Annotated in this window: 25 protein-coding genes; 14 read left to right on the plus strand and 11 right to left on the minus strand. The window is 73.9% G+C overall.

Annotated elements, in window-relative coordinates; all coding sequences use genetic code 11:
- Positions 1-1,420: MFS transporter (locus ACFV2S_RS21985; RefSeq protein WP_385561618.1), on the minus strand; the 1,420-nt coding region annotated here is incomplete at its 3' end.
- Positions 1,421-1,546: 126 nt separating this feature from the next.
- Here ACFV2S_RS21985 and ACFV2S_RS21990 point away from each other — a divergent pair.
- From ACFV2S_RS21990 to ACFV2S_RS22000, 3 genes are all read left to right on the plus strand, one after another.
- Entirely contained in the window at positions 1,547-2,149 is a 603-nt protein-coding gene (locus ACFV2S_RS21990; RefSeq protein WP_385561621.1) for a hypothetical protein, read from the plus strand.
- A gap of 51 nt (positions 2,150-2,200) precedes the next feature.
- Positions 2,201-2,899 carry an NADPH-dependent F420 reductase gene (gene npdG / locus ACFV2S_RS21995; RefSeq protein WP_383796918.1) on the plus strand — a complete coding sequence of 233 codons (699 nt, stop codon included), beginning with the start codon at positions 2,201-2,203 and terminating at the stop codon, positions 2,897-2,899.
- Between the two features lie 80 nt (positions 2,900-2,979).
- Positions 2,980-3,183: a hypothetical protein gene (locus tag ACFV2S_RS22000; protein WP_385561624.1), complete on the plus strand. Its 204-nt coding sequence runs from the start codon at positions 2,980-2,982 to the stop codon at positions 3,181-3,183.
- Here the strand turns inward: ACFV2S_RS22000 and ACFV2S_RS22005 are convergent.
- A complete protein-coding gene (locus ACFV2S_RS22005; RefSeq protein ID WP_385561627.1) occupies positions 3,180-3,974 on the minus strand; it encodes a site-2 protease family protein in 795 nt (264 codons plus the stop codon). The two genes, ACFV2S_RS22000 and ACFV2S_RS22005, sit on opposite strands and share 4 nt — an antisense overlap.
- 417 nt (positions 3,975-4,391) lie before the next feature.
- Here ACFV2S_RS22005 and ACFV2S_RS22010 point away from each other — a divergent pair, with 417 nt between their 5' ends.
- Positions 4,392-7,664, plus strand: a complete 3,273-nt coding sequence (locus tag ACFV2S_RS22010; RefSeq protein ID WP_385561630.1) for a BTAD domain-containing putative transcriptional regulator — start codon at positions 4,392-4,394, stop codon at positions 7,662-7,664.
- Between the two features lie 15 nt (positions 7,665-7,679).
- Here ACFV2S_RS22010 and ACFV2S_RS22015 read toward each other — a convergent pair whose 3' ends face one another.
- The 3 genes from ACFV2S_RS22015 to panB form a co-directional block, all read right to left on the minus strand.
- Positions 7,680-8,540 carry an ABC transporter permease gene (locus ACFV2S_RS22015; RefSeq protein WP_385561633.1) on the minus strand — a complete coding sequence of 287 codons (861 nt, stop codon included), beginning with the start codon at positions 8,538-8,540 and terminating at the stop codon, positions 7,680-7,682.
- The gene (locus ACFV2S_RS22020; RefSeq protein WP_385561636.1) at positions 8,537-9,547 is read right to left on the minus strand and encodes an ATP-binding cassette domain-containing protein; all 1,011 of its coding nucleotides are present in this window, start codon (positions 9,545-9,547) and stop codon (positions 8,537-8,539) included. The genes ACFV2S_RS22015 and ACFV2S_RS22020 overlap by 4 nt, the downstream gene beginning before the upstream one ends.
- A gap of 90 nt (positions 9,548-9,637) precedes the next feature.
- Positions 9,638-10,501: a 3-methyl-2-oxobutanoate hydroxymethyltransferase gene (gene panB, locus ACFV2S_RS22025; protein WP_385561639.1), complete on the minus strand. Its 864-nt coding sequence runs from the start codon at positions 10,499-10,501 to the stop codon at positions 9,638-9,640.
- A 189-nt stretch (positions 10,502-10,690) separates the two neighbouring features.
- Between panB and ACFV2S_RS22030 the strand changes: the two genes are divergently transcribed.
- The 4 genes from ACFV2S_RS22030 to ACFV2S_RS22045 all read left to right on the plus strand — a co-directional run bounded on the left by ACFV2S_RS22030 (position 10,691) and on the right by ACFV2S_RS22045 (position 16,117).
- The gene (locus ACFV2S_RS22030) at positions 10,691-12,319 is read left to right on the plus strand and encodes an MFS transporter (RefSeq protein WP_385561642.1); all 1,629 of its coding nucleotides are present in this window, start codon (positions 10,691-10,693) and stop codon (positions 12,317-12,319) included.
- Between the two features lie 626 nt (positions 12,320-12,945).
- Positions 12,946-13,572: a TetR/AcrR family transcriptional regulator gene (locus ACFV2S_RS22035; RefSeq protein WP_385561645.1), complete on the plus strand. Its 627-nt coding sequence runs from the start codon at positions 12,946-12,948 to the stop codon at positions 13,570-13,572.
- 209 nt (positions 13,573-13,781) lie between these two features.
- The gene (locus tag ACFV2S_RS22040) at positions 13,782-14,804 is read left to right on the plus strand and encodes an endonuclease/exonuclease/phosphatase family protein (protein ID WP_385561648.1); all 1,023 of its coding nucleotides are present in this window, start codon (positions 13,782-13,784) and stop codon (positions 14,802-14,804) included.
- 83 nt (positions 14,805-14,887) lie between these two features.
- Complete coding sequence (locus ACFV2S_RS22045) at positions 14,888-16,117, plus strand: MFS transporter (protein WP_385561651.1); 1,230 nt, start codon at positions 14,888-14,890, stop codon at positions 16,115-16,117.
- Here the strand turns inward: ACFV2S_RS22045 and ACFV2S_RS22050 are convergent.
- Positions 16,083-17,843: an NAD+ synthase gene (locus ACFV2S_RS22050; RefSeq protein ID WP_385561654.1), complete on the minus strand. Its 1,761-nt coding sequence runs from the start codon at positions 17,841-17,843 to the stop codon at positions 16,083-16,085. The genes ACFV2S_RS22045 and ACFV2S_RS22050 overlap by 35 nt on opposite strands.
- Positions 17,844-17,938: 95 nt before the next feature.
- Here ACFV2S_RS22050 and ACFV2S_RS22055 point away from each other — a divergent pair, with 95 nt between their 5' ends.
- Positions 17,939-18,664 carry a DUF998 domain-containing protein gene (locus ACFV2S_RS22055; protein WP_385561657.1) on the plus strand — a complete coding sequence of 242 codons (726 nt, stop codon included), beginning with the start codon at positions 17,939-17,941 and terminating at the stop codon, positions 18,662-18,664.
- Positions 18,661-19,470: an alpha/beta fold hydrolase gene (locus tag ACFV2S_RS22060; protein ID WP_385561660.1), complete on the plus strand. Its 810-nt coding sequence runs from the start codon at positions 18,661-18,663 to the stop codon at positions 19,468-19,470. The genes ACFV2S_RS22055 and ACFV2S_RS22060 overlap by 4 nt, the downstream gene beginning before the upstream one ends.
- On the opposite strand, the gene ACFV2S_RS22065 is transcribed toward ACFV2S_RS22060, so the two are convergent.
- The 4 genes from ACFV2S_RS22065 to ACFV2S_RS22080 form a co-directional block, all read right to left on the minus strand.
- A complete protein-coding gene (locus ACFV2S_RS22065; RefSeq protein WP_383787324.1) occupies positions 19,455-19,874 on the minus strand; it encodes a CBS domain-containing protein in 420 nt (139 codons plus the stop codon). The two genes, ACFV2S_RS22060 and ACFV2S_RS22065, sit on opposite strands and share 16 nt — an antisense overlap.
- A gap of 217 nt (positions 19,875-20,091) precedes the next feature.
- Complete coding sequence (locus ACFV2S_RS22070) at positions 20,092-20,721, minus strand: DUF305 domain-containing protein (protein WP_385561664.1); 630 nt, start codon at positions 20,719-20,721, stop codon at positions 20,092-20,094.
- Positions 20,718-21,395, minus strand: coding sequence for a DUF3105 domain-containing protein (locus ACFV2S_RS22075; protein WP_383787318.1), 678 nt, complete (start codon positions 21,393-21,395; stop codon positions 20,718-20,720). Before ACFV2S_RS22075 ends, ACFV2S_RS22070 begins: the two co-directional genes overlap by 4 nt.
- An 89-nt stretch (positions 21,396-21,484) precedes the next feature.
- Complete coding sequence (locus ACFV2S_RS22080; RefSeq protein WP_385561668.1) at positions 21,485-21,841, minus strand: hypothetical protein; 357 nt, start codon at positions 21,839-21,841, stop codon at positions 21,485-21,487.
- A 293-nt stretch (positions 21,842-22,134) separates the two neighbouring features.
- Here ACFV2S_RS22080 and ACFV2S_RS22085 point away from each other — a divergent pair, with 293 nt between their 5' ends.
- Genes ACFV2S_RS22085 through ACFV2S_RS22100 form a run of 4 tightly spaced genes read left to right on the plus strand, consistent with a single transcriptional unit; the run spans position 22,135 to position 25,193 of the window.
- Positions 22,135-23,496: a glutamine synthetase family protein gene (locus ACFV2S_RS22085; RefSeq protein WP_033209691.1), complete on the plus strand. Its 1,362-nt coding sequence runs from the start codon at positions 22,135-22,137 to the stop codon at positions 23,494-23,496.
- A 38-nt stretch (positions 23,497-23,534) separates the two neighbouring features.
- Complete coding sequence (locus tag ACFV2S_RS22090) at positions 23,535-23,936, plus strand: hypothetical protein (RefSeq protein WP_385561672.1); 402 nt, start codon at positions 23,535-23,537, stop codon at positions 23,934-23,936.
- A 41-nt stretch (positions 23,937-23,977) separates the two neighbouring features.
- A complete protein-coding gene (locus ACFV2S_RS22095; protein WP_383787310.1) occupies positions 23,978-24,466 on the plus strand; it encodes a GNAT family N-acetyltransferase in 489 nt (162 codons plus the stop codon).
- 37 nt (positions 24,467-24,503) lie between these two features.
- Entirely contained in the window at positions 24,504-25,193 is a 690-nt protein-coding gene (locus ACFV2S_RS22100) for a histone deacetylase (protein WP_385561677.1), read from the plus strand.
- Here ACFV2S_RS22100 and ACFV2S_RS22105 read toward each other — a convergent pair.
- Complete coding sequence (locus tag ACFV2S_RS22105) at positions 25,120-25,551, minus strand: VOC family protein (RefSeq protein ID WP_385561680.1); 432 nt, start codon at positions 25,549-25,551, stop codon at positions 25,120-25,122. The two genes, ACFV2S_RS22100 and ACFV2S_RS22105, sit on opposite strands and share 74 nt — an antisense overlap.
- Positions 25,552-25,590: the final 39 nt, after the last annotated feature.

The raw sequence follows: 25,590 nt of genomic DNA on the forward strand, positions 1-25,590 counted from the left end.
TCAGGGGGCGACTGGTTCGCCGCGGGGCCCTGGTGGGCTTTGGTTTTGCGTGGCTCTCGGGCGCGCGCTGGGTCTGGGGGGGGGGGCGCGCCCCGCCCCCCCCCGACTCCCGCCGGGCGTCGTCCCGCCGGGCCGCCTCCTGCTGGGCCTTGCGGCGCAGCGAGTCCTCGTCCGTGGCGGAGTCGTACGTCAGGAGCTTCGGCAGCGCCAGGCAGAGCAGCCCCACCGAGGCGACGCACGCCACGCCGCCCGTCCAGACGGCCGCCCGCGTCCCGGTCCAGCCGGCCATCGCGCCCGCCCGGACCTGGCCCAGCTGCGGGCCCACGCTGTACGACAGCACCTCGATGCCGGCCAGACGGCCGCGCAGCTCCTCCGGGATCGTCTGGTTCCAGATCGTGGCGCGGCCGAGCCCGCTCAGCATGTCGCCCGCGCCCGCGAGGGCCAGGCACACCAGCACCGGCCAGACGTTCCCGAACCAGCCGGCCGCCGCGATCGCCAGGCCCCAGCCCGCCGCGCCGCCCGCCACGAGCAGCCCGTGGCGCCGCACCTTCGAGGTCCAGCCGCTCGTCAGGCCCAGGACCAGGGAGCCGACCGAACCCGCCGCGTACATCAGGCCGAGCGACCAGTCCGCGTCCAGCTCGTCCGCGAGGAACGGGAAGATCGTGTTCGGGAAGGCGAAGAACATCGCCGCCATGTCGATCACGTACGTCCCGAGCAGCACCGGCCGCGACCAGGCGTACCGCGCCCCCTCCGCGATGCCCCGCAGGGAGGGCTTCTCCGCGTCGTGCGCGGGCGGCGCGGGGGAGAGGCGGCGGCACATCAGGACCGAGACCGCGAAACAGGCGATCGTCACCCCGTACGCGGGCGCGTGACCCGCGTACGCCACCACCAGACCCGCGACGGCCGGGCCCGCGATCGAGCCGATCTGCCAGCGCAGCGAGTTCAGCGCGGCCGCCGCCGTCTGCTGGTCGTGCGGCACGATCCGGGCGAGCAGCGAGTCCAGCGCCGGACGCTGGAGCCCCGCGAGCGCCGACACCCCGGCCGCGACCACGTACAGCGGCCAGAGCATCGGCTCCGGGAGCAGCGCGTTCAGCAGCAGCAGGGCGGCGAGCAGCCCGAGCCCCGCCTCCGTCCCCAGGATCACCTTCCGCCGGTCCACCGCGTCCGCGAGCGCGCCGCCGTACAGGCCGAAGACCACGAGCGGCACCAGCTCGACCGCGCCCATCGCGCCGACCGCGAGCGGCGAACCCGTCAGCTCCTTGATCTGCAGCGGCAGGGCGATCATCGCCATCGCGCTGCCGAAGTACGTGACGAGCCCCTGGACCCACAGGAGCCGGAAGTCGGCCGACGCACGCCACGGCGAGAGATCGGGAAGCAGGGCCGAGAGCCTCGTCAGGAGCGAGGTACGAGGGGAGGACACGAGAGGCCATGCTCCGGCCGCCGGAAGCCGCGGGCAACCGAATTAGGAGCGCCCGGCGGCTCCCGTACGGGTGGAACCTCCCCGATCGCCCCCGCGCGGCCCCCGCCTCGGGCAGGATGCGGGCCCATGGATGCCGTACGGGTCGCCCTGCTGCGCGACGTGCTCGCCGGGACGGAATGGCCCGGGGCGGCCCGCCGGTTCGCGGGCACGCTCCGCTCCTCCGTCGCGCCCCACCGGGGCGGACTGCTCCTGGTGGGCACGGAGGAGTACGAGCCCTGGCACCTGGCGGCCCACCTGGTCGACGAGGCCGCCTGGTCGGGGCTCCCCGAGCTGGCGCCGACGCTGGTACGGCACCGGGTGCGGCCCGGCGCCCCGGCCCACCTGGCGGTCGGCCTCGGCCGTCTGGAGGCCGCCGGGCGCGGGGCGACGCTGCTCATGGTCACGCCGGAGCGGCCGGACGCGGGGCTGCTCCAGCGGGTGCACGACGCCCGGCGCGCCGGGGCCACGGTGCTCTCCCTCGACGCGGGCGACGAGGAGGTGCGGGGCCTCGCGCACGAGACGCTCACCGTGCCAGGGGACGCCGGGATCGACCTCGACACCGTCCAGCACCTGGTGAGCGCGGCGGCCGGGGAGAACAGCCTGCCGGCCGTGCGCGGGAGCCGCCGCTTCCGGGACCGCCTCTCCCGCCTGGCGGACCGCCTGACGGCCCCGCCCCCGGCGCGCTGGTAGCGCGCGGAGGTTCCGCCCCGGCCGCGCCGACCGGTCGGTAATGTCGGGGCCATGACTTCGACTGACAGCAAGCCCGCCCCCAAGGACCCCTGGGACCTCCCCGACGTCTCCGGACTCGTCGTCGGCGTCCTCGGCGGCACCGGCGACCAGGGCCGCGGCCTCGCCTACCGGCTCGCCAAGGCCGGCCAGAAGGTGATCATCGGCTCCCGCGCCGCCGACCGCGCGCGGGACGTCGCCGCCGAGGTCGGCCACGGCGTCGAGGGCGCCGACAACGCCGAGACCGCCCGCCGCAGCGACGTCGTCATCGTCGCCGTGCCGTGGGACGGCCACGCCAAGACCCTGGAGTCCCTGCGCGAGGAGCTCCGCGGCAAGCTCGTCGTGGACTGCGTCAACCCGCTCGGCTTCGACAAGCAGGGCGCCTACGCCCTCAAGCCCGAGGAGGGCTCCGCCGCCGAGCAGGCCGCCGCGCTCCTCCCGGACTCCCGGGTCGCCGCCGCCTTCCACCACCTCTCCGCCGTCCTCCTCAAGGACACCTCCATCGAGGAGATCGACACGGACGTCATGGTCCTCGGCGAGGAGCGCGCCGACGTCGAGATCGTCCAGGCCCTCGCCGGCCGCATCGCCGGGATGCGCGGCGTCTTCGCCGGCCGCCTGCGCAACGCCCACCAGGTCGAGTCGCTCGTCGCCAACCTGATCTCCGTCAACCGCCGCTACAAGGCGCACGCGGGGCTCCGGGTCACGGACGTCTGAGCCGGAGACCGGACCCTTCGGGGCATGGGGGACACTGGACGGGCACCATCAGCCGTATCCGCCCGACAGGAGCCGACCCCATGCCCCGCCTCGCCCTCTACGCCCTCGTGGTCTGCGCCCTGGCCGTCGCCGCGGCCGTCGTCTCCTTCGCCGAGGGCAGCTTCCTCGGCGTCGTCTGGGTGCTCCTCGCGGGCCTCTCCTCCAACATGGCCTGGTACTACATCCGCCGCGCGAAGCTGCAGGCCCGGGCCGAGGCCGCCGAGGCCGCCGCCGCCCAGGGCTAGACCCGGCAGAACTCCGGAGTCGCCTCCCAGAACCGGAACAGCTGCGAGCCGCAGTACCGGCTCACCTCGGGCACCCCGAGGGAGCGCAGCAGGGCGTCGATCGCGTCGAAGAACGCGTTGTTGACCGCCGGCACGAACAGCAGGGCGATCACGATGAAGAAGCCGTACGGCGCGTACGGCGCGATCTGCCGCTTCACCTTGTACGACAGCCAGGGCTCCACCACCCCGTAGCCGTCGAGCCCCGGCACCGGCAGGAGGTTCAGGAGCGCCGCCGTCACCTGGAGGAACGCCAGGAACGCCAGCGCGAACTGGAAGGTGTACGGCACGCCGTCGAGGGCGCCCAGCCAGAACGGCGCCGTGCAGACGACCGCGAACAGCACGTTCGTCAGGGGGCCCGCCGCCGAGATCAGGCTGTGCTTCCAGCGGCCCTGGATCCGGCCCTGCTCGATGAAGACCGCGCCGCCCGGCAGACCGATCCCGCCCATGATCACGAACAGCACGGGCAGGACGATGCTCAGCACGGCGTGCGTGTACGCGAGCGGGTTGAGCGTCAGATAGCCCTTCGCCCCCACGGTGATGTCCCCGCCGTGCAGGGCGGTCCTGGCGTGCGCGTACTCGTGCAGACAGAGCGACACGACCCAGGCCGAGGTCACGAAGAGGAAGACCGCCAGACCGGGCGAGGCGGCGAAGTCGGTCCACACCGCCCAGCCGGTGACGGCCATGACGGCGAGGATCGCCAGGAAGACGGGGCTGATCCGCCGTTCGTGGCGCCGGGTGGTGGCCGTGGTCATCTCGGGGGCTCCCAGGGGACGGAGGGCGGAACTGTGTGCGGAAAACGTACCGACCCACGCGTGAAGTTCCACCCCGCCCGTTGTGGGCCCGCGCCCCGCCGTTGTGGGCAATCGTTCCGCTGGGGCGGAACGGGTGGGCACAACGGAACGGCGCCCCGTGCCGGGCCTAGGCTCCCGCGCCTGAACCCGCACCGCCGGTGACGGCCCCTGGTGGTGCGGGTCGGGGCGCGGAACGCGGAGGCGCCGCTGAAGGGCGCCGTCCCGTGTGCCCACCCTCCCCCAAGCTCTCGGCTTCGCTCGAGCAGGGGGGACCCCCATCGCCCCAGCGGGACGATTGCCCACACGGGCGCGGGCGAAGGCGCCACACGGGCGTGGGCCCGTGCGGTGGGGGGGAGGGGGCTCGCGGAGAATGGGGGCGTGCGTTACTTCGTCCTCGGGCCGACCCTCGCCCGCACCCCCGACGGCACCGACCGACCCGTCGGCGGCCCCCGGGTCCGTGCGCTGCTCACCGTCCTCGCCCTGCGCGCCGGCCGGACCGTCGCCGTGCCGGACCTCGTGGACGAGGTGTGGCACGGCGACGAACCGCCCGCCGACGCCCCCGCCGCGCTCCAGGCGCTCGTCGGGCGGCTCCGCAGGGCCCTCGGCCGGGACCGGGTGGTGTCCTCCGAGGGCGGCTACCGGCTCGACGCCCGGCCCGAGGACGTGGACGCCCGCCGTTTCGAGCGCCTCGCGGCCGAGGGCGTGGCCGCGCTCGGTGCCGGTGACCATGCCCGCGCCGCCGCCCTCCTCGACGAGGCCCTCGCGTTCTGGCGCGGTCCGGCCCTCGCCGACCTGCCGGACCGGGACGCGGAGGCCGCCCGCTGGGAGGCCCGCCGCCTCGACGCCCGCCGTGCCCGGCTCGCCGCGGCCCTCGCCCTCGGCGAGGCGCGGGCCGCGCTCCCCGAACTCAGCGCCCTGTGCGCCGCCCACCCGCTGGACGAGCCGCTCCAGGTCCTCCGGATCCGGGCCCTGCGCGACACCGGCCGGGCGGCCGAGGCGCTCGACGCGTACGAGGCGGTCCGCCGCGCGCTCGCGACCCGCCTCGGCACGGACCCGTCCCCGGCCCTGCGCGCCCTCCACGCGGAGCTCCTGGCCCCGGAACCGGCGCGGACACCGCCGCGGGGCAATCTGCGGGCGCGGCTCACCAGCTTCGTCGGGCGCGACGACGAGATCGCCCTCGTCCGGGACGACCTGCGCGCCGCGCGGCTCGTGACGCTGCTCGGGCCGGGCGGGGCCGGGAAGACCCGGCTGTCGCAGGAGGCGGCCGAGCGGGGCACCGAGGACTGGCCGGACGGCGTGTGGGTGGCCGAGCTCGCGCCCGTGCGGGAACCGGAGGCCGTCCCCGAGGCGGTCCTCGCGGCCGTCGGCGCCCGCGAGACCGTGCTGCGCGGCGCCGGGGCCGAGGAGCTGCGCGCCGGCGGCGACCCGCTCGGCCGGCTCGTCGAGCACTGCGCCGGGCGGCGCATGCTCCTCCTCCTCGACAACTGCGAGCACCTCGTCGGCGCCGCCGCCGAACTGGCCGAGACCCTGCTCGCACGCTGCCCCGGGGTCCGGGTGCTGGCCACGAGCCGGGAGCCGCTCGGCGTCCCGGGCGAGGTGGTCCGGCCGCTCGGGCCGCTGCCCGAGGGGATGGCGCTGCGGCTGCTCGGCGAGCGGGGCGCGGCGGTCCGTCCGGGCTTCCGCGTCGAGGACGACCCGGTCGCCGCGGGCGAGGTCGTGCGGCGCCTCGACGGCCTGCCGCTGGCCGTCGAGCTGGCGGCGGCCCGGCTGCGGATGCTGACCCTGCGCCAGATCGCCGACCGGCTCGACGACCGGTTCCGGCTGCTGACCTCGGGCGCCCGGACCGTGCTGCCCCGGCAGCAGACCCTGCGGGCGGTCGTCGACTGGTCGTGGGACCTCCTGGACGAGGCCGAGCGGGCCGTGCTGCGCGGCCTGTCGGTGTTCACGGGCGGCTGCGACCTGGACGCGGCGGAGGCGGTGTGCGCGGGTCCGGGAGGGCCCGGAGTCCTGGACGTGCTCGGGGCCCTGGTCGACAAGTCGCTCGTCGTCGCCGCGCCGGGCGAGACCGGCATGCGCTACCGGCTCCTGGAGACCGTCGCGGAGTACGCGGGCGAGCGGCTCGACGAGGCCGGGGCGCGGGCCGCCACCCGGCGCCGGCACCTCACGTACTACCGCGAACTGGCCCGCCGTACCGATCCGGAGCTGCGCGGCCCCGGGCAGGTGGCGGCCGTCGCCCGGTTCGGCGCCGAGTACGGGAACATCCGCTCCGCGCTGTGCCTGGCGGTCGACGCCCGCGACGAGGACGAGGCGCTGGTCCTCGTCCACTCGCTGCTCTGGTACTGGCAGATGCGGGACCTGCGCGGCGACGCCCTGCACTGGGCGGAGTCCGTGGTCGCGCTCGGGCCCGACCCGTTCGGGACGCCCGCCGCCCCCGTCGTACCGCTGCACGAGCCGTGCACCGCCGCGCCGCCGCCGCTCTCCGAGGAGCAGCGCTGGGAGGCCCGGCGCGGCGTGCGGCTGATCGAGCTGCTCAACATGGACCACGAGACGGGCCGCTGGACGACCCCCGCGGGGGTCGAGCGGCTGCGGCGGATCAACGAGGTGTACGCGCCGGGGCTCCCGCAGACCTGCCGGCTGCCCGGCTCCTTCGCGGTCTTCGCCGTCCTTCTCATCGGCGAACCGGGGAGGATGGGCGAGGCCCTGGAGGCGCACGTCGCCGCCTGCCGCCGCTACGGCTACGACTGGGAGCTCGCGAACGCCCTCCAGCTGCGCGCCAACATGCTCGCCAACCGGGCCGACCTGGCCGAGCGGGCGGGCGCCGACGCCGAGGAGAGCCTGGAGATCTTCGAACGCCTCGGCGACGCCTGGGGCGCGGCCGAGGCGCTGTCCTCGCGGGCCGAGGCCCGGGAGCGGCGGCTGGAGTTCGAGGGCGCCGCCCAGGACTACGCCGACGCCATCGCCTACGCGGAGCGGATCGGCGCCCAGTCCCAGATGGCCCTGCTGCGGGCCCGGTACGCCGACATGCTGATCGAGACCGGCCGCCGCGAGGAGGCGGAGCGGATCCTGCGCGAGGTGGTGGAGGGCGAGCACGGCCGGGGGCACGAGCCGATGCTCGCGGCCCGGATCTTCCTGGCACTGCTGCTCGCCAGGACCGGCCGGACGGCCGAGGCCCGCTTCCATCTGGAGCGGCTGCTCGACGAGTTCAGCTCGGAGACCTTCTCCATCTTCGAGGGCTTCACGCTCGGCAGCCTGGCCTGGGTGTGCAACCTGGAGGAGCGGTACGGCGCGGCGTTCGAGCTGTCCCGGCAGGCGTACGAGCGCTCCCTCGGCGCCCTGTCGATGATGGTCGCCCCGCAGATGCCGGCGGTCCATCTGATCACCGCCGCGTGGGCGCTCGGCGGGCTCGGCGGCCCCTCGGCCCGTACCGCCGCCGTCCTGCTCGGCGCGTACGGGGGGCTGCTGCCGGCCGGTCATCTGCCGCCGCCCATGGAGCGGGAGAACCTGGCGCGGGCGACGGAACTGGCCCGGGAGGCGCTCGGCGCCGGGGAGTTCGGGGCGGCGCACGCGGAGGGCGGCGGCCTCTCCCTGGAGGAGGCCGCCGCCCTGCTCGGTCGCGCCGCCGACGCGATCAGTGAGCGCGCCGAGTCATGATCCCCCGGTCGGGACTCAGGTCTTCTTGCGGAACTTGGCGACCGCGAGCGGCGCCGTGATCACCGTGATGGCGACCGACCAGCCGAGGGTCATCCACACCGAGTGGGCGACCGCTCCGCCGTTGATGAGGTTGCGGGCGGCGTCGGCGAGGTTGGACAGCGGGTTGTAGTCGGTGAAGGCCTCCAGCCAGCCGGGCATCGAGGTCGGCGGGGCGAAGATCGACGAGCCGAACTGGAGCGGCATCAGGACCAGCATCGCCATGCCCTGGACGGCCTGGGCCGTCTTCAGGGTGAGGCCGAGCAGGATGAAGATCCACATGAGGGACGCTCCGAAGACCACCGACAGGCCGATGGCGGCGAAGAGGTGCAGGACCGAGGTGTGGATCTCCAGGCCGAGCAGGAAGGCCATGCCGAGCAGGATCGCGGTGGCGATCATCATGCGGCCGACCTCGACGACGATCTTCGCGATGAGGACGGAGGACCGGGCGATCGGCATCGTCCGGAACCGGTCCATGACCCCCTTCTTGAAGTCGTCGTTGACACCGGTGCCGACGGCCATGGCGATGTTCATGCCCATCATCGCCATCAGGCCGGGGGCCACGTAGTTCACGTACTGGGCCTGGTTGCCCTTGCCGGCGATCGCGCCGCCGAAGACGTACACGAACAGCAGGATGAAGATGATCGGCATCAGGACGGCGTCGAACATCGACTCCGGGTCCTGCTTGATCTGGAGGGCGTTGCGCCGGGCCAGGGCGCCGATGTGGCGCAGGTTGGCCCGCAGGCCGATCCGGCCCTCCGCGACGGGCGCGGTGCGGGGTGCGGCGGGGCCGGGCCCTCGGGTGCCGGCGGGGGACTTGGTGACCGTGGTCGTGCTCACGCGGCGACCTCCTCGGTGATCGCGTCGGACAGTTCGGCATCGGCGGTCTTCTGGCCGGTGATCGCGAGGAACACCTCGTCCAGGCTGGGCAGGTGGGTGCCGATGTGGGCGATGCCGAAGCCGCGCGCCCCGAGCAGGGCCACGACGGCCGTCAGCTGCTCGTCGGCGAGGATCGGCACGTACAGCACGCCCTCGTCGGGCACGACGGTCGAGCCGGCGACCCCGTCGAGACCGGTCTCGCGGAGCGCGGCGGCCATCACGGGCAGCTGGGCCGGGTCCACGGGGCGGACCTTCAGGGTCCGGCCGCCGACCTTGGCCTTGAGCTCGTCGACCCCGCCCCGGGCGATGACCTGGCCCCGGTCTATGACGGTCAGCTCGTTCGCGAGCTGCTCCGCCTCCTCCATGTACTGGGTGGTGAGCAGGACGGTCGCGCCCTCCGAGACCATCCGCTGCACCTCGTCCCACACCTCGTTGCGGGTGCGGGGGTCGAGGCCGGTGGTCGGCTCGTCCAGGTAGAGGACGGCGGGCTGTCCGATCATCGAGGCGGCGAGGTCGAGGCGGCGCCGCATGCCGCCGGAGTAGGTCATCGCCGGGCGCTTGGCCGCGTCGGTGAGGGAGAAGCGCTCCAGCATCTCGTCGGCGCGGCGGCGGGCGTCGGCGCGGGAGAGGTCGAGCAGCCGCCCGATCATGTAGAGGTTCTCCCAGCCGGACAGCTTCTCGTCGACCGAGGCGTACTGGCCGGTGAGCCCGATGGTGCGGCGCAGCTGGCGGGGGTGCTTCACCACGTCGTAGCCGGCGACGACGGCGGTCCCGGCGTCCGGGACGAGGAGGGTGGACAGGCAGCGGACGAGGGTGGTCTTGCCGGCGCCGTTGGGACCGAGGACCCCGAGGACCGTGCCCTCCCGGACGTCCAGGTCGACCCCGTCGAGGGCCTTCGTCGCGCCGAAGTGCTTCACGAGGCCCCGGACCTCGACGGCGTTGGTGTGTGATCGCGTCATGTCCACCATGGAACAGGGCGCCACCGACAATCCCCCGACAGACGACCGACAGCCCGCCGATGGGGGATGTCGGCGGGCTGTCGGGTGGTGCCGCAGCGGCTAGTGGAAGGTGTGCTCCTCGGCGGGGAAGGCCCCGCCGCTCACGTCCTCGGCGAAGGCCCGGGCGGCGTCGCCGAGCGTCTCGCGGAGGTTGGCGTACTGCTTGGTGAAGCGCGGGACCTTGCCGCCGGTCAGCCCGGCCATGTCGGTCCAGACGAGGACCTGCGCGTCGGTGCCGGCGCCGGCACCGATGCCGATGGTCGGGATGTGCAGCGAGCGGGTGACCTCGGCGGCCAGTTCGGCCGGTACGAGCTCCAGGACGACGGCGAAGGCGCCCGCGTCCTGCGCCGCCTTGGCGTCGCTGAGCAGCCGGTGGGCGGCCTCGTCGGAGCGGCCCTGCACCCGGTAGCCCATCGTGTTGACGGACTGCGGGGTGAGGCCCAGGTGGGACATGACGGGGATGCCGGCCTGGACGAGCAGCTCGGTCTGGGGCAGCGAGCGCTCGCCGCCCTCCAGCTTGACCGCGTGGACGCCGGCGTCCTTGACGAGCCGGGTGGCGCTGCGCAGGGCTTGGACGGGCCCTTCCTGGTACGAACCGAAGGGGAGGTCGCCGACGACGAGGGCGCGCTTCGTGCCCCGGACGACGGCGGCGGAGAGCAGGGTCATCTCGTCCATCGTGACGGGCACGGTGGTGTCGTAGCCGAGGTGACAGTTGCCCATCGAGTCGCCGACGAGGATCACCGGGATGCCGGCCTCGTCGAAGACGGAGGCGGTCATGGCGTCGTAGGCGGTGAGCATGGGCCACTTCTCGCCGCGCTCCTTGGCGGCGGCGATGTCGTGGACGGTGATGCGGCGCGTGCCCTTCCCGCCGTACAGCGCCTTGCCGCTGTCGACGGGCGGTTTCTGGGCAGCCTGAAGCGTCATGGTGAACGGCTCCTCTTGTCATCTCGAGGCGCCCTGTGGCGTCCCCGGACCACGTCCATGGTGGCACCTCGCCGGGCGGGCGGGGAAGTGGGCCGGAGTGGCGCTCTTCACACCGCCGCAACGTAAAGCCTTCCTCAGTTTTTTCGATACGAGACGGTCTCGTATCGAAATACCCCTAGGGTGGTGCCCATGTCACAACCGTCCACCGCACCCGCCGTACCCGCCGGGCCCCGCGTCCCCGAGGCCGTCCACCGGCGCCGCTGGGCCGTCCTCGGCGTCCTCATGCTCAGCCTGCTGATCGTCGTCCTCGACAACTCGATCCTCAACGTCGCCGTCAAGACGATCGCCGCGCCCGCGCCCACCGGCATCGGAGCCACCCAGAGCGAGCTGGAGTGGGCCATCAACTCCTACACGCTCGTCTTCGCCGGACTCCTCTTCACCTCCGGCCTGCTCGGCGACCGCCTCGGCCGCAAGAAGGTGCTGCTCTTCGGCATCACCGTCTTCGGCATCGGCTCCGCCCTCGCCGCCCTCTCCGGCTCCCCGGGCGAGCTCATCGCCTACCGGGCCGTCATGGGCCTCGGCGCCGCCTTCGTGATGCCCGCGACGCTCGCCGTCCTCATGAACGTCTTCGAGCGCGACGAGCAGCCCAAGGCCATCGGCATCTGGGCTGGCAGCGTCGGCCTCGCCATCGCGATCGGCCCCATCACCGGCGGCATCCTCCTGGAGCACTTCTGGTGGGGATCGATCTTCCTCGTCAACGTGCCCGTGGTGCTCCTCGCCCTGGCCCTGATGATGTGGCTCGTGCCCGACTCCCGGGACCCGAACCCCGGCCGCGTCGACATACCCGGCGTCCTGCTGTCCGTCGTCGGACTCGTCCTCCTCGTGTACGGGATCATCCACGGCGGCGAGCTGGCCAGCTTCACCGACGTGACCGTCCTCGCCCCGGTCCTCGGCGGCCTCGCCGTCCTCGTCGTCTTCGTCCTGCACGAGCGGCGCAGCGACCACCCGGCCATCGACATGTCGTACTTCAGGAAGCCCGCGTTCTCGGCCGCCGTCGCCGCGATCGCCCTCGTCTTCTTCGCCCTCATGGGCGTCACCTTCTTCTCCGCCTTCTACCTGCAGAGCGTCCGCGGCTACAGCGCGCTGGACTCCGGGCTGCTCATCCTGCCGCTCGCCGTCGCGCAGATGGTCTTCGCGCCCCGCGCCCGGCTCGTCGTCGAGCGCTTCGGCGCCCGGGCCGTCTGCACCGCCGGCATGCTGCTCGTCGCCCTCGGCCTCGCGGCCTTCGCGCTCTTCGACGCGACGACCCCCGTCTGGGTCCTGGAGGTCGTCTTCTTCCTCCAGGGCGCGGGCATGGCGCACATCATGCCGCCGGTCACCGTCGCGATCATGCAGGCGCTGCCGCGCGAGAAGGCGGGCTCCGGCTCCGCGATCAACAACACCTTCCGGCAGGTCGGCGGCGCGCTCGGCGTGGCCGTCCTCGGCTCGGTGCTCTCCTCCACCTACCGGGGAGAGATCGAGGGCCATCTGGGCCAGGTCCCGGCGGCCCTGCGCGAGACGGCGGGCGAGTCCGTCGAGGCCACGCTCGCGGTCGCGGAGAAGCTCGGCCCGGCGGGCAAGGGCCTGGTCGCCCCCGCGTACACGGCCTTCCTGGACGCGATGCACGTCACGGCGCTCGCCTCGGCGGCGATCGCCCTGGCGGGCGCGGCGGTGGTGGCCGCGTTCCTGCCGGGGCGGGTGGCGGCGGGCGGCGCGGGCCCGGTCGGCTCCCCGTCGGAGCCCCCGACCGAGGCCCGCACCTCGACGCCGACGCACTAGCGGACCCCGCCCGGCGGGACGGTGCCTGTTGCCGGAGCGGGCCTTCGCCCCCCCCGCCCGGGTGGCCCCGCGCCAGACGGGGCGGTGCCCCGCCGCCCCGTGTGGGCCCGCGCCCCTGCCCGTGCCGGGCGTTCGCCCGCTGCCCGTGTGGGCAATCGTTCCGCTGGGGCGATGGGGGTCCCCCCTGCTCGAGCGAAGCCGAGAGCTTGGGGGAGGGTGGGCACACGGGACGGCGCCCTTCGCGGCGCCTCCGCGTTCCGCGCCCTGACCCGCACCACCGGGTGCTGCACCTGTCGGTGCGGGTTCAGGCGCGGGAGCCTAGGCCCGGCGCGGGCGCCGTCCGTTGTGCCCACCCGTTCCGCCCCTTGCGGAACGCCTGCCCACAACGGCGGGGCGCAGCCCGCAACGGGGGTGGGCGCCGCCCCGGCGGGACGCCGGCCCGCAACCGGTGGGCGCCGCCCACAACGGCGGGGCGCAGCCCGCAACGGGGGTGGGCGCCGCCCCGGCGGGACGCCGGCCCGCAACCGGTGGGCGCCGCCCACAACGGCGGGCGAAGGCCCGTCGCGGGTGGGTGCGGGAGAATCGGGGGACGATCAGGCAGTACCCGGACCAGAGACGGAGCGCACGTGTCCCTCCCCGAACCCCAGGCCGCCGCACCCGAGCCGGAGGCGATCCGGCGGGGGCGGCCGCGCTCCGAGGCCGCCGAGCAGGCGATCTTCGACGCGGTCGTCGGCCTCCTGGAGGACGGCGTCCCGCTCGCCGATCTGTCCATCGAGCGGATCGCCCGCACCGCCGGGGTCGGCAAGGCCACCATCTACCGCCGCTGGCCCGGCAAGGAGGAGCTCTTCGTCGAGGTGCTCCGCTCCGTGGAGCCCTCGGACCCGGTGCTGCCCGGCACCTCGATCCGGGAGGACATCGTCGTGCTCCTGGAGGCGCTGCGGCAGCGCGGCCTCGCCAAGCGGTCCTCCGCCCTGCTCCACAACGTCTACGCGCAGATGCAGCTCTACCCGAAGCTGTGGAACGCGTACCAGCGGACCGTCGTCGACCCGCGCCGCAACCTCGGCCTGGAGGCGGTGCGGCGCGGCATGGAGCGGGGCGAGATCCGCGACGACCTCGACGTCGAGCTCGTGAACGACCTCTTCATCGGCCCCCTGCTCCTCCGTACCGTGATCCGGCCCGGCTCCACCCTGGAGCCCGGTCTCGCCGAGCAGGTCGTCGACACCGTCATGGAAGGCCTGCGCCCCCGTACCTGACGGAAGCGGGCGCAGCCGCCCCGACCCGTACGAATGTGCGCGTTCTGTCACAGCCTCCCCGCCCGCGCCACCTGCAGGAACCCGCCACGCGCCCGTGTCGTCCCTGGGGGAGTACGACGGACCCGTCATCGCCTAGTGTCGACGTCGGGTCACGGAACGGACAGCAGTGCGGCAAGGCAGCAAGGCAGCAAGGCAGTGAGGACAGTGCGATGGCGCGGGTGGACATGACGGAGACCGACCACGGCGGCACGGGGGGCGGGCGCCCCGGGTCCCGGTTCCGTACCGCGCTCGACGGGCTCCGCCGCGACCGGGGGATCTGGCGCCGGGGCATCCTGCTCGCCGTGACCGCGGTGGCGCTCACGCTGCTCATGGTGTTCCACTCCGACGTCCCCAACCGGATCGGCAACCTCGGCAGTCTCACCGAGACCTTCCTGCCCTGGTTCGGCCTCTTCGTGCCGCTCCTCCTCGTGCTCGCCCTCGTGCGGCGCTCCGCCACCGCGCTGATCGCCCTGGTGCTGCCGGCCGCGGTCTGGCTGAACCTCTTCGGCGGTCTCGTCGCCGACAAGTCGGCCCCGGGCGGCGACCTGACCGTCGCCACCCACAACGTGAACGCCGACAACCCCGACCCCGAGGGCACCGCCCGCGCGCTCGCGGCCTCCGGCGCCGACGTGCTCGCCCTGGAGGAGCTGAAGGGCGACATGGTCCCGGTCTACGAGAAGGGCCTCGCCGAGACCTTCCCGTACCACTCCGTCCAGGGCACGGTCGGACTCTGGAGCAAGCTGCCGCTGCGCGCCGCGCAGCCCGTCGACATCCACATGGGCTGGACCCGCGCCATGCGCGCCTCCGTCGTCACGCCGAAGGGCGAGGTGGCCGTCTACGTCGCCCACCTGCCCTCCGTCCGGGTCAAGCTGAACGCGGGCTTCACCGCCAACCAGCGCGACACCAGCGCCAACGCGCTCGGCGAGGCCATCGCCGACGACCGCCACGAGCGGATCGTGCTCCTCGGCGACCTCAACGGCACCATGAACGACCGCGCGCTCAACGCCGTCACCTCGCAGCTGCGCTCCACCCAGGGAGCGGCGGGCGACGGCTTCGGCTTCAGCTGGCCGGCCTCGTTCCCGATGGCCCGCATCGACCAGATCATGGTCAAGGGCGTGGAGCCGATGTCCTCCTGGGCGCTGCCGGAGACGAACAGCGACCACCTCCCGATCGCCGCCCGTGTGAAGCTCTGAAACCTCCCCGTCGCCTTCCGGAGGGAAACGTCTGAGACGATTTGTTGTGTCTCAGAACTAATCCCCCGGGAAGGCCCGTCACCATGCCCCTGGCGCTGCTCGCGCTCGCCGTCTCCGCCTTCGGCATCGGCACCACCGAATTCGTGATGATGGGCCTGCTCCCGCAGGTCGCCGACGACCTCGGCACCTCCGTCCCCACCGCCGGACACCTCGTCTCGGCGTACGCGATCGGGGTGGTGGTCGGCGCCCCGCTGCTCACGGCCCTCGGCTCCCGGATCCCGCGCAAGCGCATGCTCCTCCTGCTGATGGCGCTCTTCACGGTCGGCAACCTCGCCTCCGCGCTCGCCCCCGGCTTCGGCTGGCTCGTCGCGGGCCGGGTCCTCGCCGGGCTCCCGCACGGCGCGTTCTTCGGCCTCGGCGCCGTCGTCGCCGCGCGGCTCGTGCGCGAGGGCCGGCAGGCGCGGGCGGTCGCCACGATGTTCCTCGGCCTCACCGTCGCCAACATCCTCGGCGTACCGGCCGCGACGCTGCTCGGCCAGCACCTCGGCTGGCGGGCCACCTTCCTGGTCGTCTCCGTCATCGGCCTGCTCGCGATCGCCGCGCTCGCCCGCCTCGTCCCGCACGTGCCCGTGGACGAGCGGGCGGGCCTCGGCCGCGAGGCGCGCGCCCTCGGCAGGCCCCAGGTGCTGCTCGGCCTGCTGACGGCCGTCTTCGGCTTCGCGGGCGTCTTCGCGGTCTACTCGTACCTCGCCTCGATGACGACCGAGGTGATGGGCTTCGGCGACTCCACCGTCACGATCGTCCTGGCCCTCTTCGGCCTCGGCATGACCGGCGGGGCGCTCGCCGCGGGCCCGCTGACCGACCGGGCGCTGCGCCCCACGCTGTACGGCTCGCTCGCGGCCCTCGTCCTCGCCCTGGTCGCCTTCCGCTTCACCGTCCACGTGCCCTGGCTCGCCCTGGTCACGGTCGTCGTCCTCGGCGCGGTCGGCTTCATGACGACCACCCCGCTCCAGATGCTGGTCATGAACAAGGCGAAGGACGCCCCGACGCTCGCCTCCGCCTCCAACCACTCCGCCTTCAACCTGGCCAACGCGGGCGGCGCCTGGGCCGGCGGGGCCGCCGTCGCCGCCGGCTGGGGCTGGACCTCGCCGACGCTGGTCGGCGCGGGCCTGACGGTGGTGGGCCTGGCGGTCGCGGCGGTGGCGGGCCTCCTCGACCGCGACCGCGGTACGGAGACGGCCTCCCGCGTCGTCGCGGGAAGCCCCCTCGGCTCCGACGTCAGCCCGACGACGTCTCCCGCCAGCCGTTCGTGATCGGCAGCCGCCGGTCCTTGCCGAAGCCCTTCGCCGAGATCTTGGTGCCCGGCGGGTACTGGCGCCGCTTGTACTCCGCCCGGTCCACCATCCGCAGCGTCCGGGTCACCAGCTCCTCGTCGAACCCCGCCGCCACGATCGCGTCGAGGCCCTGGTCCCGGTCCACGTACAGCGCGAGGACCGCGTCCAGGACGTCGTAGTCCGGCAGCGAGTCCGTGTCGACCTGGCCCGGCCGCAGCTCCGCGCTGGGCGGCTTGCTGATCGAGTTCTCCGGGATCGGCGAGGTCTGGCCGCGCTCCTCGGCCGCCCGGTTCCGCCAGCGCGCGAGCCGGAAGACGTCCGACTTGTAGACGTCCTTGATGGGGCCGAACGCGCCGACGGAGTCGCCGTACAGCGTCGAGTACCCCACCGCCAGCTCCGACTTGTTGCCGGGCGCGAGGACGATGTGGCCCTCCTGGTTGGAGAGCGCCATCAGCATCGTGCCGCGCAGCCGCGACTGGAGGTTCTCCTCCGCGAGCCCGGTGAGCCCGAGCGCGCCCATGTACGCGTCGAACATCGGCTCGATCGACACCGTACGGAAGTGCAGCCCCGTCCGGCGGGCCAGCTCGGCCGCGTCGCCGCGCGAGTGGTCGGAGGAGTACGCGGAGGGCATCGACACGCCGTACACCTGGTCCGCGCCGAGCGCGTCGCAGGCGATCGACGCGACGAGCGCCGAGTCGATGCCGCCGGACAGGCCGATCAGGACCGAGCGGAACCCGTTCTTCGCGACGTACGCCCGCAGCCCGATCACCAGCGCCGAGTACACCTCCTCGTCGTCGTCCAGCCGGTGCGCGTAGCCGCCCGTCAGCTCCGGCTCGTACGCGGGCAGCGGCTCCCCGGAGAGCACCACCCGGTCGATCCGCAGCCCGTCGTCCACCAGGCCCTCGGGCGCGTCCGGCCCGGCCGCCGGCAGATCCAGGTCGAGGATCACGCTGCCCTCCACGAACTGCGGGGCCCGCGCGACCACTTCGCCGGCCGCGTCCACGACGATCGAGTCGCCGTCGAAGACCAGCTCGTCCTGACCGCCCGTCATCGCCAGGTACGCGGTGACGCACCCGGCCTCCTGGGCCCGCTTGCGGACCAGCTCCAGCCGGGTGTCGTCCTTCTCCCGCTCGTACGGCGAGGCGTTGACCGACAGCAGCAGCCCGGCCCGGGCGCTGCGCGCCGCCGGCACCCGGCCGCCCTCCTGCCAGAGGTCCTCGCAGATCGCCAGGGCCACGTCCACGCCGTGGACGCGGACCACCGGCAGGGTGTCGCCCGGCACGAAGTAGCGGTACTCGTCGAAGACGCCGTAGTTCGGCAGGTGGTGCTTGGCGAAGCGCAGCACCACCTTCCCGCCGTACAGCACGGCGGCGGCGTTCTCCGGCGACCCGGCGGGCCTGCCGAGCCTCGGCGCGGCCCGCTCGGAGCGGTCGAGGTAGCCGACCACGACCGGCAGCTCCCCGAACCCCTCGTCCGCGAGCCGCCGGGCGAGCCCGCGCAGGGCCGTCCGGGACGCCTCGACGAAGGAGGAGCGCAGCGCGAGGTCCTCGACGGGATACCCGGTCAGCGCCATCTCGGGGAACGCGACGAGATGCGCGCCCTGCCCGGCGGCGTGCCGGGTCCAGTGCACGATCGCCTCGGCGTTCCCGGCGATGTCTCCGACGGTCGAGTCGATCTGATTCAGTGCGAGGCGTAGTTGAGGCACCCGCCCAGTGTAATCGTCAGACCGACGCTATGTCCTGGGTTACCGCCACCCCGAACACGGGGAACCTTCCGCGGCGCCCTGACGTTCGAGCCGGTATGTCCAGGAGTGTCACGCGTACGGCCGGAAGTCTGCTCGCCCTCGGCGCCCTCGCGTACACCGCCTGGCTCCTCGAAGTCCTCGTCCGGACCGGGCTCGACCCGGTCCGGACGTACGTCTCCGAACTCGCCGCCGCCGACCAGCCCCTCGGCGGCCTCTTCCGGGCCACCGACCTCGCCGCCGGACTCCTCGTCCTCGCGGGTGCCCTCGCGGGCCTCGCGAGCAGCCGCGAGGTCCGCCCGCCGAACCCCGGGGTGCCGTCCTGGGCCGCCCACCCGGAGCCGGCCCGCCGCCCCTGGCTCCTCACCGGCTGGGCCGCCCTCGCCGTCTTCGGGGCCGCCACCGCCGTCGACTCACGGCTGCCGCTCAGCTGCGCCCCGACCGCCGACCCCGCGTGCGCGGCCCGCGAGACCGCCGGGCTCGTCCCCGCCACCCACACGGCCCACGCCGTCAGTTCGAGCCTCGCCATGACCGGCGCGCTCGTCGCCCTCGTCGCCCTGACCGTCGCCGCCCGCCGGTACGGGCAGTGGCCGCCGCTGGCCCGCACCGGCCCGGTCCTCGTCGCCCTGGAGCTCGCCGCCACCGCCTGGACCCTGGCCGCCGTCGCCGCCTTCGAGGCCGGCGGGGGCGTCTGGTCGCTCGGCGCCGGCCAGCGACTCCAGGTCCTCCTGGTCGCGGTGTGGCTCGCCGTCCTGGCCCTCTCCCTCCTGAGGGAGGAGCGGTGACCGCGTTCGTACGCGTCGGGGGAGTGGCCCACCACGTGGCCGTCGACGGCTCGGGGCCCGTCTGCGTCCTCGCCGCCGGGCTCGGCCTGAGCTGGTTCGACTGGGACCCGGTCCTCCCGCACCTCGCCCCGCACCGCACGGTCGTCCGCTTCGACCGCCCCGGCCACGGCCTCTCCGCCCCGGCGGCCGCGGAGCCGACCGCGGCGGGCGAGGCCCACCGGATCGCGGCCCTCCTCGACGCGCTCGGCCACCGCGGGCCCGTCACCGTCGCCGGGCACTCGATCGCCGGGTTCCACGCGGAGGCCTTCGCCCGGCTCCACCCCGGCCGGACCGCCGCCCTCGTCCTCGTCGACCCCTCCGTGGAGGAGCACCCCCGCCCCTCCCGTACGACCGCCGGATCCCGGGCCCTCGCCGCCGTCCTGTGCGCCGCCGGCGTCCCCGCCGCGCTCGGCCCCGCCGTCCGCCGGCTGGCCGTCCGCCACGACCCGACGCCCGCCGCGCTGATCCGCCGCGTCTACGGCACCTCACGGGTGCTGCGCGGCACCCTCCTGGAGAACGCCCGGTACGGCACCGTCGCCGCCGGACTCCTCGCCCTGCGCGAGCGGCACCCCCTCCCGCCGGGCCTCCCCGTCACCGTCCTCGCGGCCCCCGACGGCTCCGCCCGCTGGGAACGGCGCCAGCGCGCGCTGGCCCGGCGGCTCGGCGCCCGCTACGAGGCCGTCGAACGGTCGGGCCATCTGGTCATGCGCGACCGCCCGGACGCGGTGGCCCGGGCGATCCTGGGGACCGGTCAGGTGGCGGAGTAGACGCTCATGCAGAACGACTTGATCTGCTCGTCCGACAGGTGCTGGGCCAGATCGGCCTCGCTGATCATGCCGACGAGCCGCTTGTCCTCGATGACGGGAAGCCGCCGGATCTGGTGGCCCTGCATCTCCTCCAGGACGGCGCCCACGTCCGCGCCGGACTCGACCCAGCGCGGGGTGCCCTTCGCCATCTCGCCGCAGGTGATCTTCGACGGGTCGTGGCCCATGGCCACACAGCCGATCACGATGTCGCGGTCCGTGAGGATGCCGCAGAGCCGTTCGTTCTCGTCGGCGATGGGCAGCGCGCCCACGTTCAGGTTGCGCATCAGCTGGGCGGCCCGGTCGAGCGTCTCGTGTGCCGGGATCCACTGGGCCCCGGGATGCATGATGTCCCTTGCCGTGGTCATGGGGTGCGTACCTTTCGTCGAGACGTCGTCGTACGAACTCCCCGAGCCCACCCATTGTCGGCGGACGGCTCGGCCCCCGCGCGCCCCCCCCCGCCCGGGGGGGGGGGGGGGGCGGGGCCCGCCCCCCCCCCCCCCGGGGGGCGCGCCGCCCCCCCCCCGCCCCCCCCGCGCCCCGCGGGGGCCGTGGGCCTCGTCCCGTCTCGCCCCGTCCGGCGGGTCAGGCCCCGCGCTTGCGCAGCATGTCCGCCATCAGCGCCATCTCGGACGTCTGCGCGTCGACCATGCCCTGCGCGAGGTTCCGCTCGATGGCCACGCCGCACTTCTGGACACAGCCCTCGGCCATGTGGACCCCGCCCCTGTGGTGCGCGGTCATGAGCTTCAGGTACAGGACCTCGGCCTCGCGGCCACTGGCCTTCCGCAACTCGTCCAGCTGCGCGTCCGTCGCCATGCCCGGCATCAGGGCCCCGTCCAGCGTGTCCGCGTCGGCCGAGACGCCCATGCCCATCCAGGTCATCGGCTCGACACCGGACTCGTTCTTCGGCAGCCCCCACAGGTCGAGCCAGCCGAGCATCATGCCCCGCTGGTTGGCCTGCGTGTTGGCGATGTCGTACGCGAGGCGCCGGACCTCCTCGTCCTTCGTCCGGTCCCGGACGATGAACGACATCTCGACGGCCTGCTGGTGATGGACCGACATGTCCCGGGCGAAGCCGGCGTCCGCCGACGTGGAGGCCGGGCCGGCCGGGGCCTCGTCGCGGTCGGCCGAGGCGACGGTGACCGCGCCCCCGGCGAACAGCAGCGCCAGCGCGACGGCGGTGACCGCCGCCCCCTGCGTACGGTTGAGCCTCACTGGCCCATCCCCGTACCGCCCTGCCCGTCCGCACCGATGCCGCCCGTGCAGGCGGCACCCGGCTCCGGGGTCTGCGGGCCCTGCACGTACTTCGTGAAGAAGGCGTCGACGCGCGGGTCGTCCGCCCCGTCCACGGTCACCTGCTTGCCCCAGGCGGACAGCATGATCGCGCCGGACTGGTCGTCCATCGGGCTCATCAGCGAGTACTTGGTCTTGCCGACCTTGTCGGCCAGCTTCTTCACGTCGGCCTGGGACGCCTGCTTGTTGTACGTCACCCAGACGGCCCCGTGCTCCAGGGAGTGCACGGCGTTCATGTCGCCGACCTTCTTGTCGTAGACCACGCCGTCGCAGTTCATCCAGACCTGGTTGTGGTCACCGCCGACCGGCGGCTTCATGTCGTACTTCACGGCCGTGGTCACGTGGTTGCGGCCGAGCTTCTTCGCGTCCCACGACTTCTCGCCCGCGATCGGGGCCTTCGCGGCGGCCTCGGCCTTGTCCTTCTTGTCGGACTCCTTCATGAGGATGAAGGTGCCGAAGCCGACGAGGCTGAGCACCACGACGGACGAGATGCCGATGGTGATCAGACGGTTGCGGCGCTCGCGTGCCTGCTCGGCGCGGCGCATCTCCTCTATTCGGGCGCGGCGGTCGGCGGTGGCGGAGCGGTTGGCGGCCATGGTGATGTCGTCCTTCTTCAGGAGTGGGGTGGAGTTCGGGGTGGACGTGCGGGGACGGGGCCCGCCCGGTGGCGGGACGCCCGGCGCCGTCACGTCCGGAGCACTTGAAGGACGTGCAGGTCCGGTGCGCGCGGCCGGGCGTCCGCACGGCGCGCCGCTCCGTCACCGGAAGGCGGTACGGGACGCGGCGACCCGCCCTCCGCCTGGAGCGGGGGGTCGAGCGGGGGCGCGCTGAGCACCGCGGGGGAGAGCGAGGGGTAGAGGGAGCAGCCGCCGCGGTCGTACGGGCAGACGTACTCGCCGGTGGCCGCCGAGGCCTCGGCGGCGGGGACCGCGCCCGTGGCCCGCGCGGCCGCCCCGTGATGGGCCCGTTCCCCGTCCGGCCCCGTCCCCGGACAGAGGAAGAGCGCGGCGAGGAGCGTCGCCACGGCACTCGCCAGTGCCATGGGACGCGCGTGTCGGGACAGGCGTACGAGCCGTGGGGCCCCCATGGGCGCAGATCGTAGTGGGCGAGAGGCCCTTGTGGGCCGAACGGGGTACCACTCGGTACCGGCGGGCAGACATCGGAAGGGTGCGCCACCACCCCGAATCGGCCGTTCTCCCGTTACCTGAGTCACACCCGAGCAGGCAGTATGGGTGTGCAACGTGCGCGAAACCATGTGGTGGGATGCTCAGGTGCCCCCCGATGTACCGGAGGCGGTGGGAGCAGGCGGCCTGACCAGCGAGGATGGGTGTGGAAATGGACAAGCAGCAGGAATTCGTGCTCCGTACGCTCGAGGAGCGCGACATCCGCTTCGTACGTCTGTGGTTCACCGACGTGCTCGGCTTCCTGAAGTCGGTGGCCGTGGCCCCCGCGGAACTGGAGCAGGCCTTCGACGAGGGCATCGGCTTCGACGGCTCCGCGATCGAGGGCTTCGCCCGGGTGTACGAGTCGGACATGATCGCCAAGCCGGACCCGGGCACCTTCCAGATCCTGCCCTGGCGCGCCGAGGCCCCGGGCACGGCACGGATGTTCTGCGACATCCTCATGCCCGACGGCTCGCCGTCCTTCGCGGACCCCCGGTACGTCCTCAAGCGGGCCCTGGCGAAGACCTCCGACCTCGGCTTCACCTTCTACACCCACCCCGAGATCGAGTTCTTCCTCCTGAAGGACAAGCCGCTCGACGGCACCCGGCCCACCCCGGCCGACAACTCGGGCTACTTCGACCACACCCCGCAGAACGTCGGCATGGACTTCCGCCGCCAGGCCATCACCATGCTCGAATCGATGGGCATCTCGGTGGAGTTCTCCCACCACGAGGGCGCGCCCGGCCAGCAGGAGATCGACCTCCGCTACGCGGACGCGCTGTCCACCGCGGACAACATCATGACCTTCCGCCTGGTCATGAAGCAGGTGGCGCTGGAGCAGGGCGTGCAGGCCACGTTCATGCCGAAGCCGTTCTCGGACTACCCGGGCTCGGGCATGCACACCCACCTGTCGCTCTTCGAGGGCGACCGGAACGCGTTCTACGAGTCGGGCGCCGAGTACCAGCTGTCGAAGGTGGGCCGCTCCTTCATCGCCGGCCTGCTGCGGCACGCGGGCGAGACCTCCGCCGTCACCAACCAGTGGGTCAACTCGTACAAGCGCATCTGGGGCGGCTCGTCCCGCACGGCCGGCTCGGGCGGCGAGGCCCCCTCGTACATCTGCTGGGGCCACAACAACCGCTCCGCCCTCATCCGCGTCCCCATGTACAAGCCGGGCAAGACGGGCTCCTCCCGCGTCGAGGTCCGCTCCATCGACTCGGGCGCCAACCCGTACCTGACGTACGCGGTCCTCCTCGCCGCGGGCCTCAAGGGCATCGAGGAGGGCTACGAGCTCCCGGCCGGCGCCGACGACGACGTCTGGGCCCTCTCCGACTCGGAGCGCCGCGCGATGGGCATCGAGCCGCTCCCGCAGAACCTGGGCGAGGCGATCGCCCTGATGGAGAAGAGCGAACTGGTCGCCGAGACGCTGGGCGAGCACGTCTTCGACTTCTTCCTCCGCAACAAGAAGCAGGAGTGGGAGGAGTACCGCTCCGAGGTCACCGCCTTCGAGCTCCGGAAGAACCTGCCGGTGCTGTGACGGGGAGGCCCTCCCGGCGCGGTCCGGTCACGGAGCTCGTGCCCACGCGCGTCAACCGGGCGGCCCACACGGTGCTCGGTCTCGCGCCGGGGGCCGGCCTCCTCGGGTACGGGGCGGAGGCCTCGACCGCCCCGGAGCGGGCGGTGGCGGTGGCCGCCTTCCTGGCGTGCGCGGGCCTCGCCGTGCGCGGGTACCGCGCGGGGGTCCGGTGCGAGGCCGAGCGGCTCGTGGTCCGCGGGTTCCTGTGGTCGCGGGTGATACCGCGGGCGGCCGTCACCGGTGTCACGGGATTCCCGGCCGTCCGCTGGACCTCGCCCGGTGGCCGCCGCCGCTGGACGCCGGTCGCCGCGTTCACGACGGCCTCGGGGGAGACGAGCGGGGCCCGGTCGCGCAAGCGGGAGAACACGGTGCGGCTGCGGCGCTGGGCGGCGCGCGGGTAAATCCGTTGCCCGGGGCACGGGGGCCGCTTCACACTGCGGCGGTGAAGATCGAATCCGTCGCCACCGCGCGGCTCCTGTTGCATCCGTTGAGCGTGGACGAGGCCGAGCGCATCGTCGCCCGGGAGTCCGGGCCCGGGGACCGCTGGGGAGAGGGCTACCCCAGTGACGGGGACGTCCGGGCCAACACCGGGTTCCTGCGGGGGATCGCCGAGCGCGGGGATCCGGGGCCGTACCGGACCTACGAGATACGGCTCGACGGCGTCACCGTCGGCGGCATCGGCTTCCACGGGACGCCGGACGAGATCGGCGTCGCGACCGTCGGGTACGGGCTCGTGCCCGGGGTCCGCGGCCGGGGGTACGCCTCCGAGGCGCTGCGGGCGCTCCTGGAGGTGGCCCGGAGGGCCGGCGCCGCCGGGGTGAAGGGGGACGCCGACCTGGACAACCCCGCCTCGCACCGGGTGATGGAGGCCGCCGGGATGCGGTGCGTCGCGGAGGACGACACGCTCCGCCACTTCTACCTGGGTTTCTAGGCGGCGTACGGCTCCGGCCGCGCTAGCGTCGGGCCCCATGCCGGAGTCCGAGCCCCGTGTCTGGTACGCCGCCTACGGCGCCAACACCCATGTCGAGCGCCTGCGGTACTACCTCGAGGGCGGCCGCCCGCCGGAGGCCGTCCGGGTCTATCCCGGGTGCCGGGACCGGCGTCCGCCCGGGCGGTCCGTGCCGCTCGTGCTGCCCGGCCTGGTCTACTTCGCGACCGACTCGCCCGTGTGGGGCGGCGGGCGCGCCTTCTACGACCCGGCGGCGGACGGCACCGCGTGGGGCGTCGCCCACCTGCTGACGGCCGGCCAGTTCTCGGACGTCGCGGCCCAGGAGATGTACCGCGAGCCGGGAGCCGACCTCGACCTGGCCGGGGTCGTCGCCACCGGGCGCGGGACGCTCGGCCCCGGGCGGTACGAGACCCTCGTGTGCCCCGGGCTCCTCGACGGGGTCCCGGTGCTGACGTTCACCGCCCCGGGGCCGATGCCGGGCGACGAAGGACTGCGGCCGCCGTCCGCGGCCTACCTGCGGCACCTGGTGGCGGGGCTCGGCCGGGCCGGGGCCTGGACGCACGCCGAGGTCGCCGCCCATCTCGCCGCCCGTCCCGGCGCCGCGGGGCACTGGACGGCCGAGGCGGTGGCCGCCCTCAGCGCTCCGACAGCTCCGACGGCGCCTCCTGCACCACCCAGCCGTTGCCGTCCGGATCCGCGAAGGCCATGAACGAGTTCCAGGTGCCGCCCTTGCCGTCCTCCCAGCCCGCCGCGCCGACGTGCATCACCGGCGAGACGCCGACACCCCGGGCGACGAGCGCCTCCCGGGCCGCGTCGATGTCCGTGACGCACAGCTGGAGTCCCTGCAGACCGCCCGGAGCCGTCACCTTCGTCCCGGGCATCTGCGGCATCCCGCTGATCATCGCGATCGAGCAGCGCGAGCCGGGCGGCGTCGCCTGGATGATGCGCACGCCGGGCGCCACCTCGCTGTCCAGGTCGATCGTGAAGCCGCACTTCTCGCCGTAGAACTCCTTCGCCCGGTCCAGGTCGGTGACGGGAACCGTGACGACTTCCAGCGTGATGTTCATGGGGCCACGGTCCCGTACGGGGCCGGTCGGCGCACCCGG

The sequence above is a fragment of the Streptomyces sp. NPDC059695 genome (genome assembly GCF_042733785.1).
GTDB lineage: Bacteria > Actinomycetota > Actinomycetes > Streptomycetales > Streptomycetaceae > Streptomyces.

Excerpts from the sequence above, each read along its gene's own strand:
- ACFV2S_RS22085 (WP_033209691.1), top strand. The coding sequence starts at position 22,135 with ATGGACAAGCAGCAGGAATTCGTGCTCCGTACGCTCGAGGAGCGCGAC.
- ACFV2S_RS22100 (WP_385561677.1), top strand. The coding sequence starts at position 24,504 with ATGCCGGAGTCCGAGCCCCGTGTCTGGTACGCCGCCTACGGCGCCAAC.
- ACFV2S_RS22065 (WP_383787324.1), bottom strand. The coding sequence starts at position 19,874 with ATGACCACGGCAAGGGACATCATGCATCCCGGGGCCCAGTGGATCCCG.
- ACFV2S_RS21990 (WP_385561621.1), top strand. The coding sequence starts at position 1,547 with ATGGATGCCGTACGGGTCGCCCTGCTGCGCGACGTGCTCGCCGGGACG.
- ACFV2S_RS22030 (WP_385561642.1), top strand. The coding sequence starts at position 10,691 with ATGTCACAACCGTCCACCGCACCCGCCGTACCCGCCGGGCCCCGCGTC.
- ACFV2S_RS22075 (WP_383787318.1), bottom strand. The coding sequence starts at position 21,395 with ATGGCCGCCAACCGCTCCGCCACCGCCGACCGCCGCGCCCGAATAGAG.
- npdG (WP_383796918.1), top strand. The coding sequence starts at position 2,201 with ATGACTTCGACTGACAGCAAGCCCGCCCCCAAGGACCCCTGGGACCTC.
- ACFV2S_RS22055 (WP_385561657.1), top strand. The coding sequence starts at position 17,939 with ATGTCCAGGAGTGTCACGCGTACGGCCGGAAGTCTGCTCGCCCTCGGC.
- ACFV2S_RS22000 (WP_385561624.1), top strand. The coding sequence starts at position 2,980 with ATGCCCCGCCTCGCCCTCTACGCCCTCGTGGTCTGCGCCCTGGCCGTC.
- ACFV2S_RS22080 (WP_385561668.1), bottom strand. The coding sequence starts at position 21,841 with ATGGCACTGGCGAGTGCCGTGGCGACGCTCCTCGCCGCGCTCTTCCTC.
- ACFV2S_RS22040 (WP_385561648.1), top strand. The coding sequence starts at position 13,782 with ATGGCGCGGGTGGACATGACGGAGACCGACCACGGCGGCACGGGGGGC.
- ACFV2S_RS22020 (WP_385561636.1), bottom strand. The coding sequence starts at position 9,547 with ATGGTGGACATGACGCGATCACACACCAACGCCGTCGAGGTCCGGGGC.
- ACFV2S_RS22105 (WP_385561680.1), bottom strand. The coding sequence starts at position 25,551 with ATGAACATCACGCTGGAAGTCGTCACGGTTCCCGTCACCGACCTGGAC.
- ACFV2S_RS22005 (WP_385561627.1), bottom strand. The coding sequence starts at position 3,974 with ATGACCACGGCCACCACCCGGCGCCACGAACGGCGGATCAGCCCCGTC.
- ACFV2S_RS22045 (WP_385561651.1), top strand. The coding sequence starts at position 14,888 with ATGCCCCTGGCGCTGCTCGCGCTCGCCGTCTCCGCCTTCGGCATCGGC.
- panB (WP_385561639.1), bottom strand. The coding sequence starts at position 10,501 with ATGACGCTTCAGGCTGCCCAGAAACCGCCCGTCGACAGCGGCAAGGCG.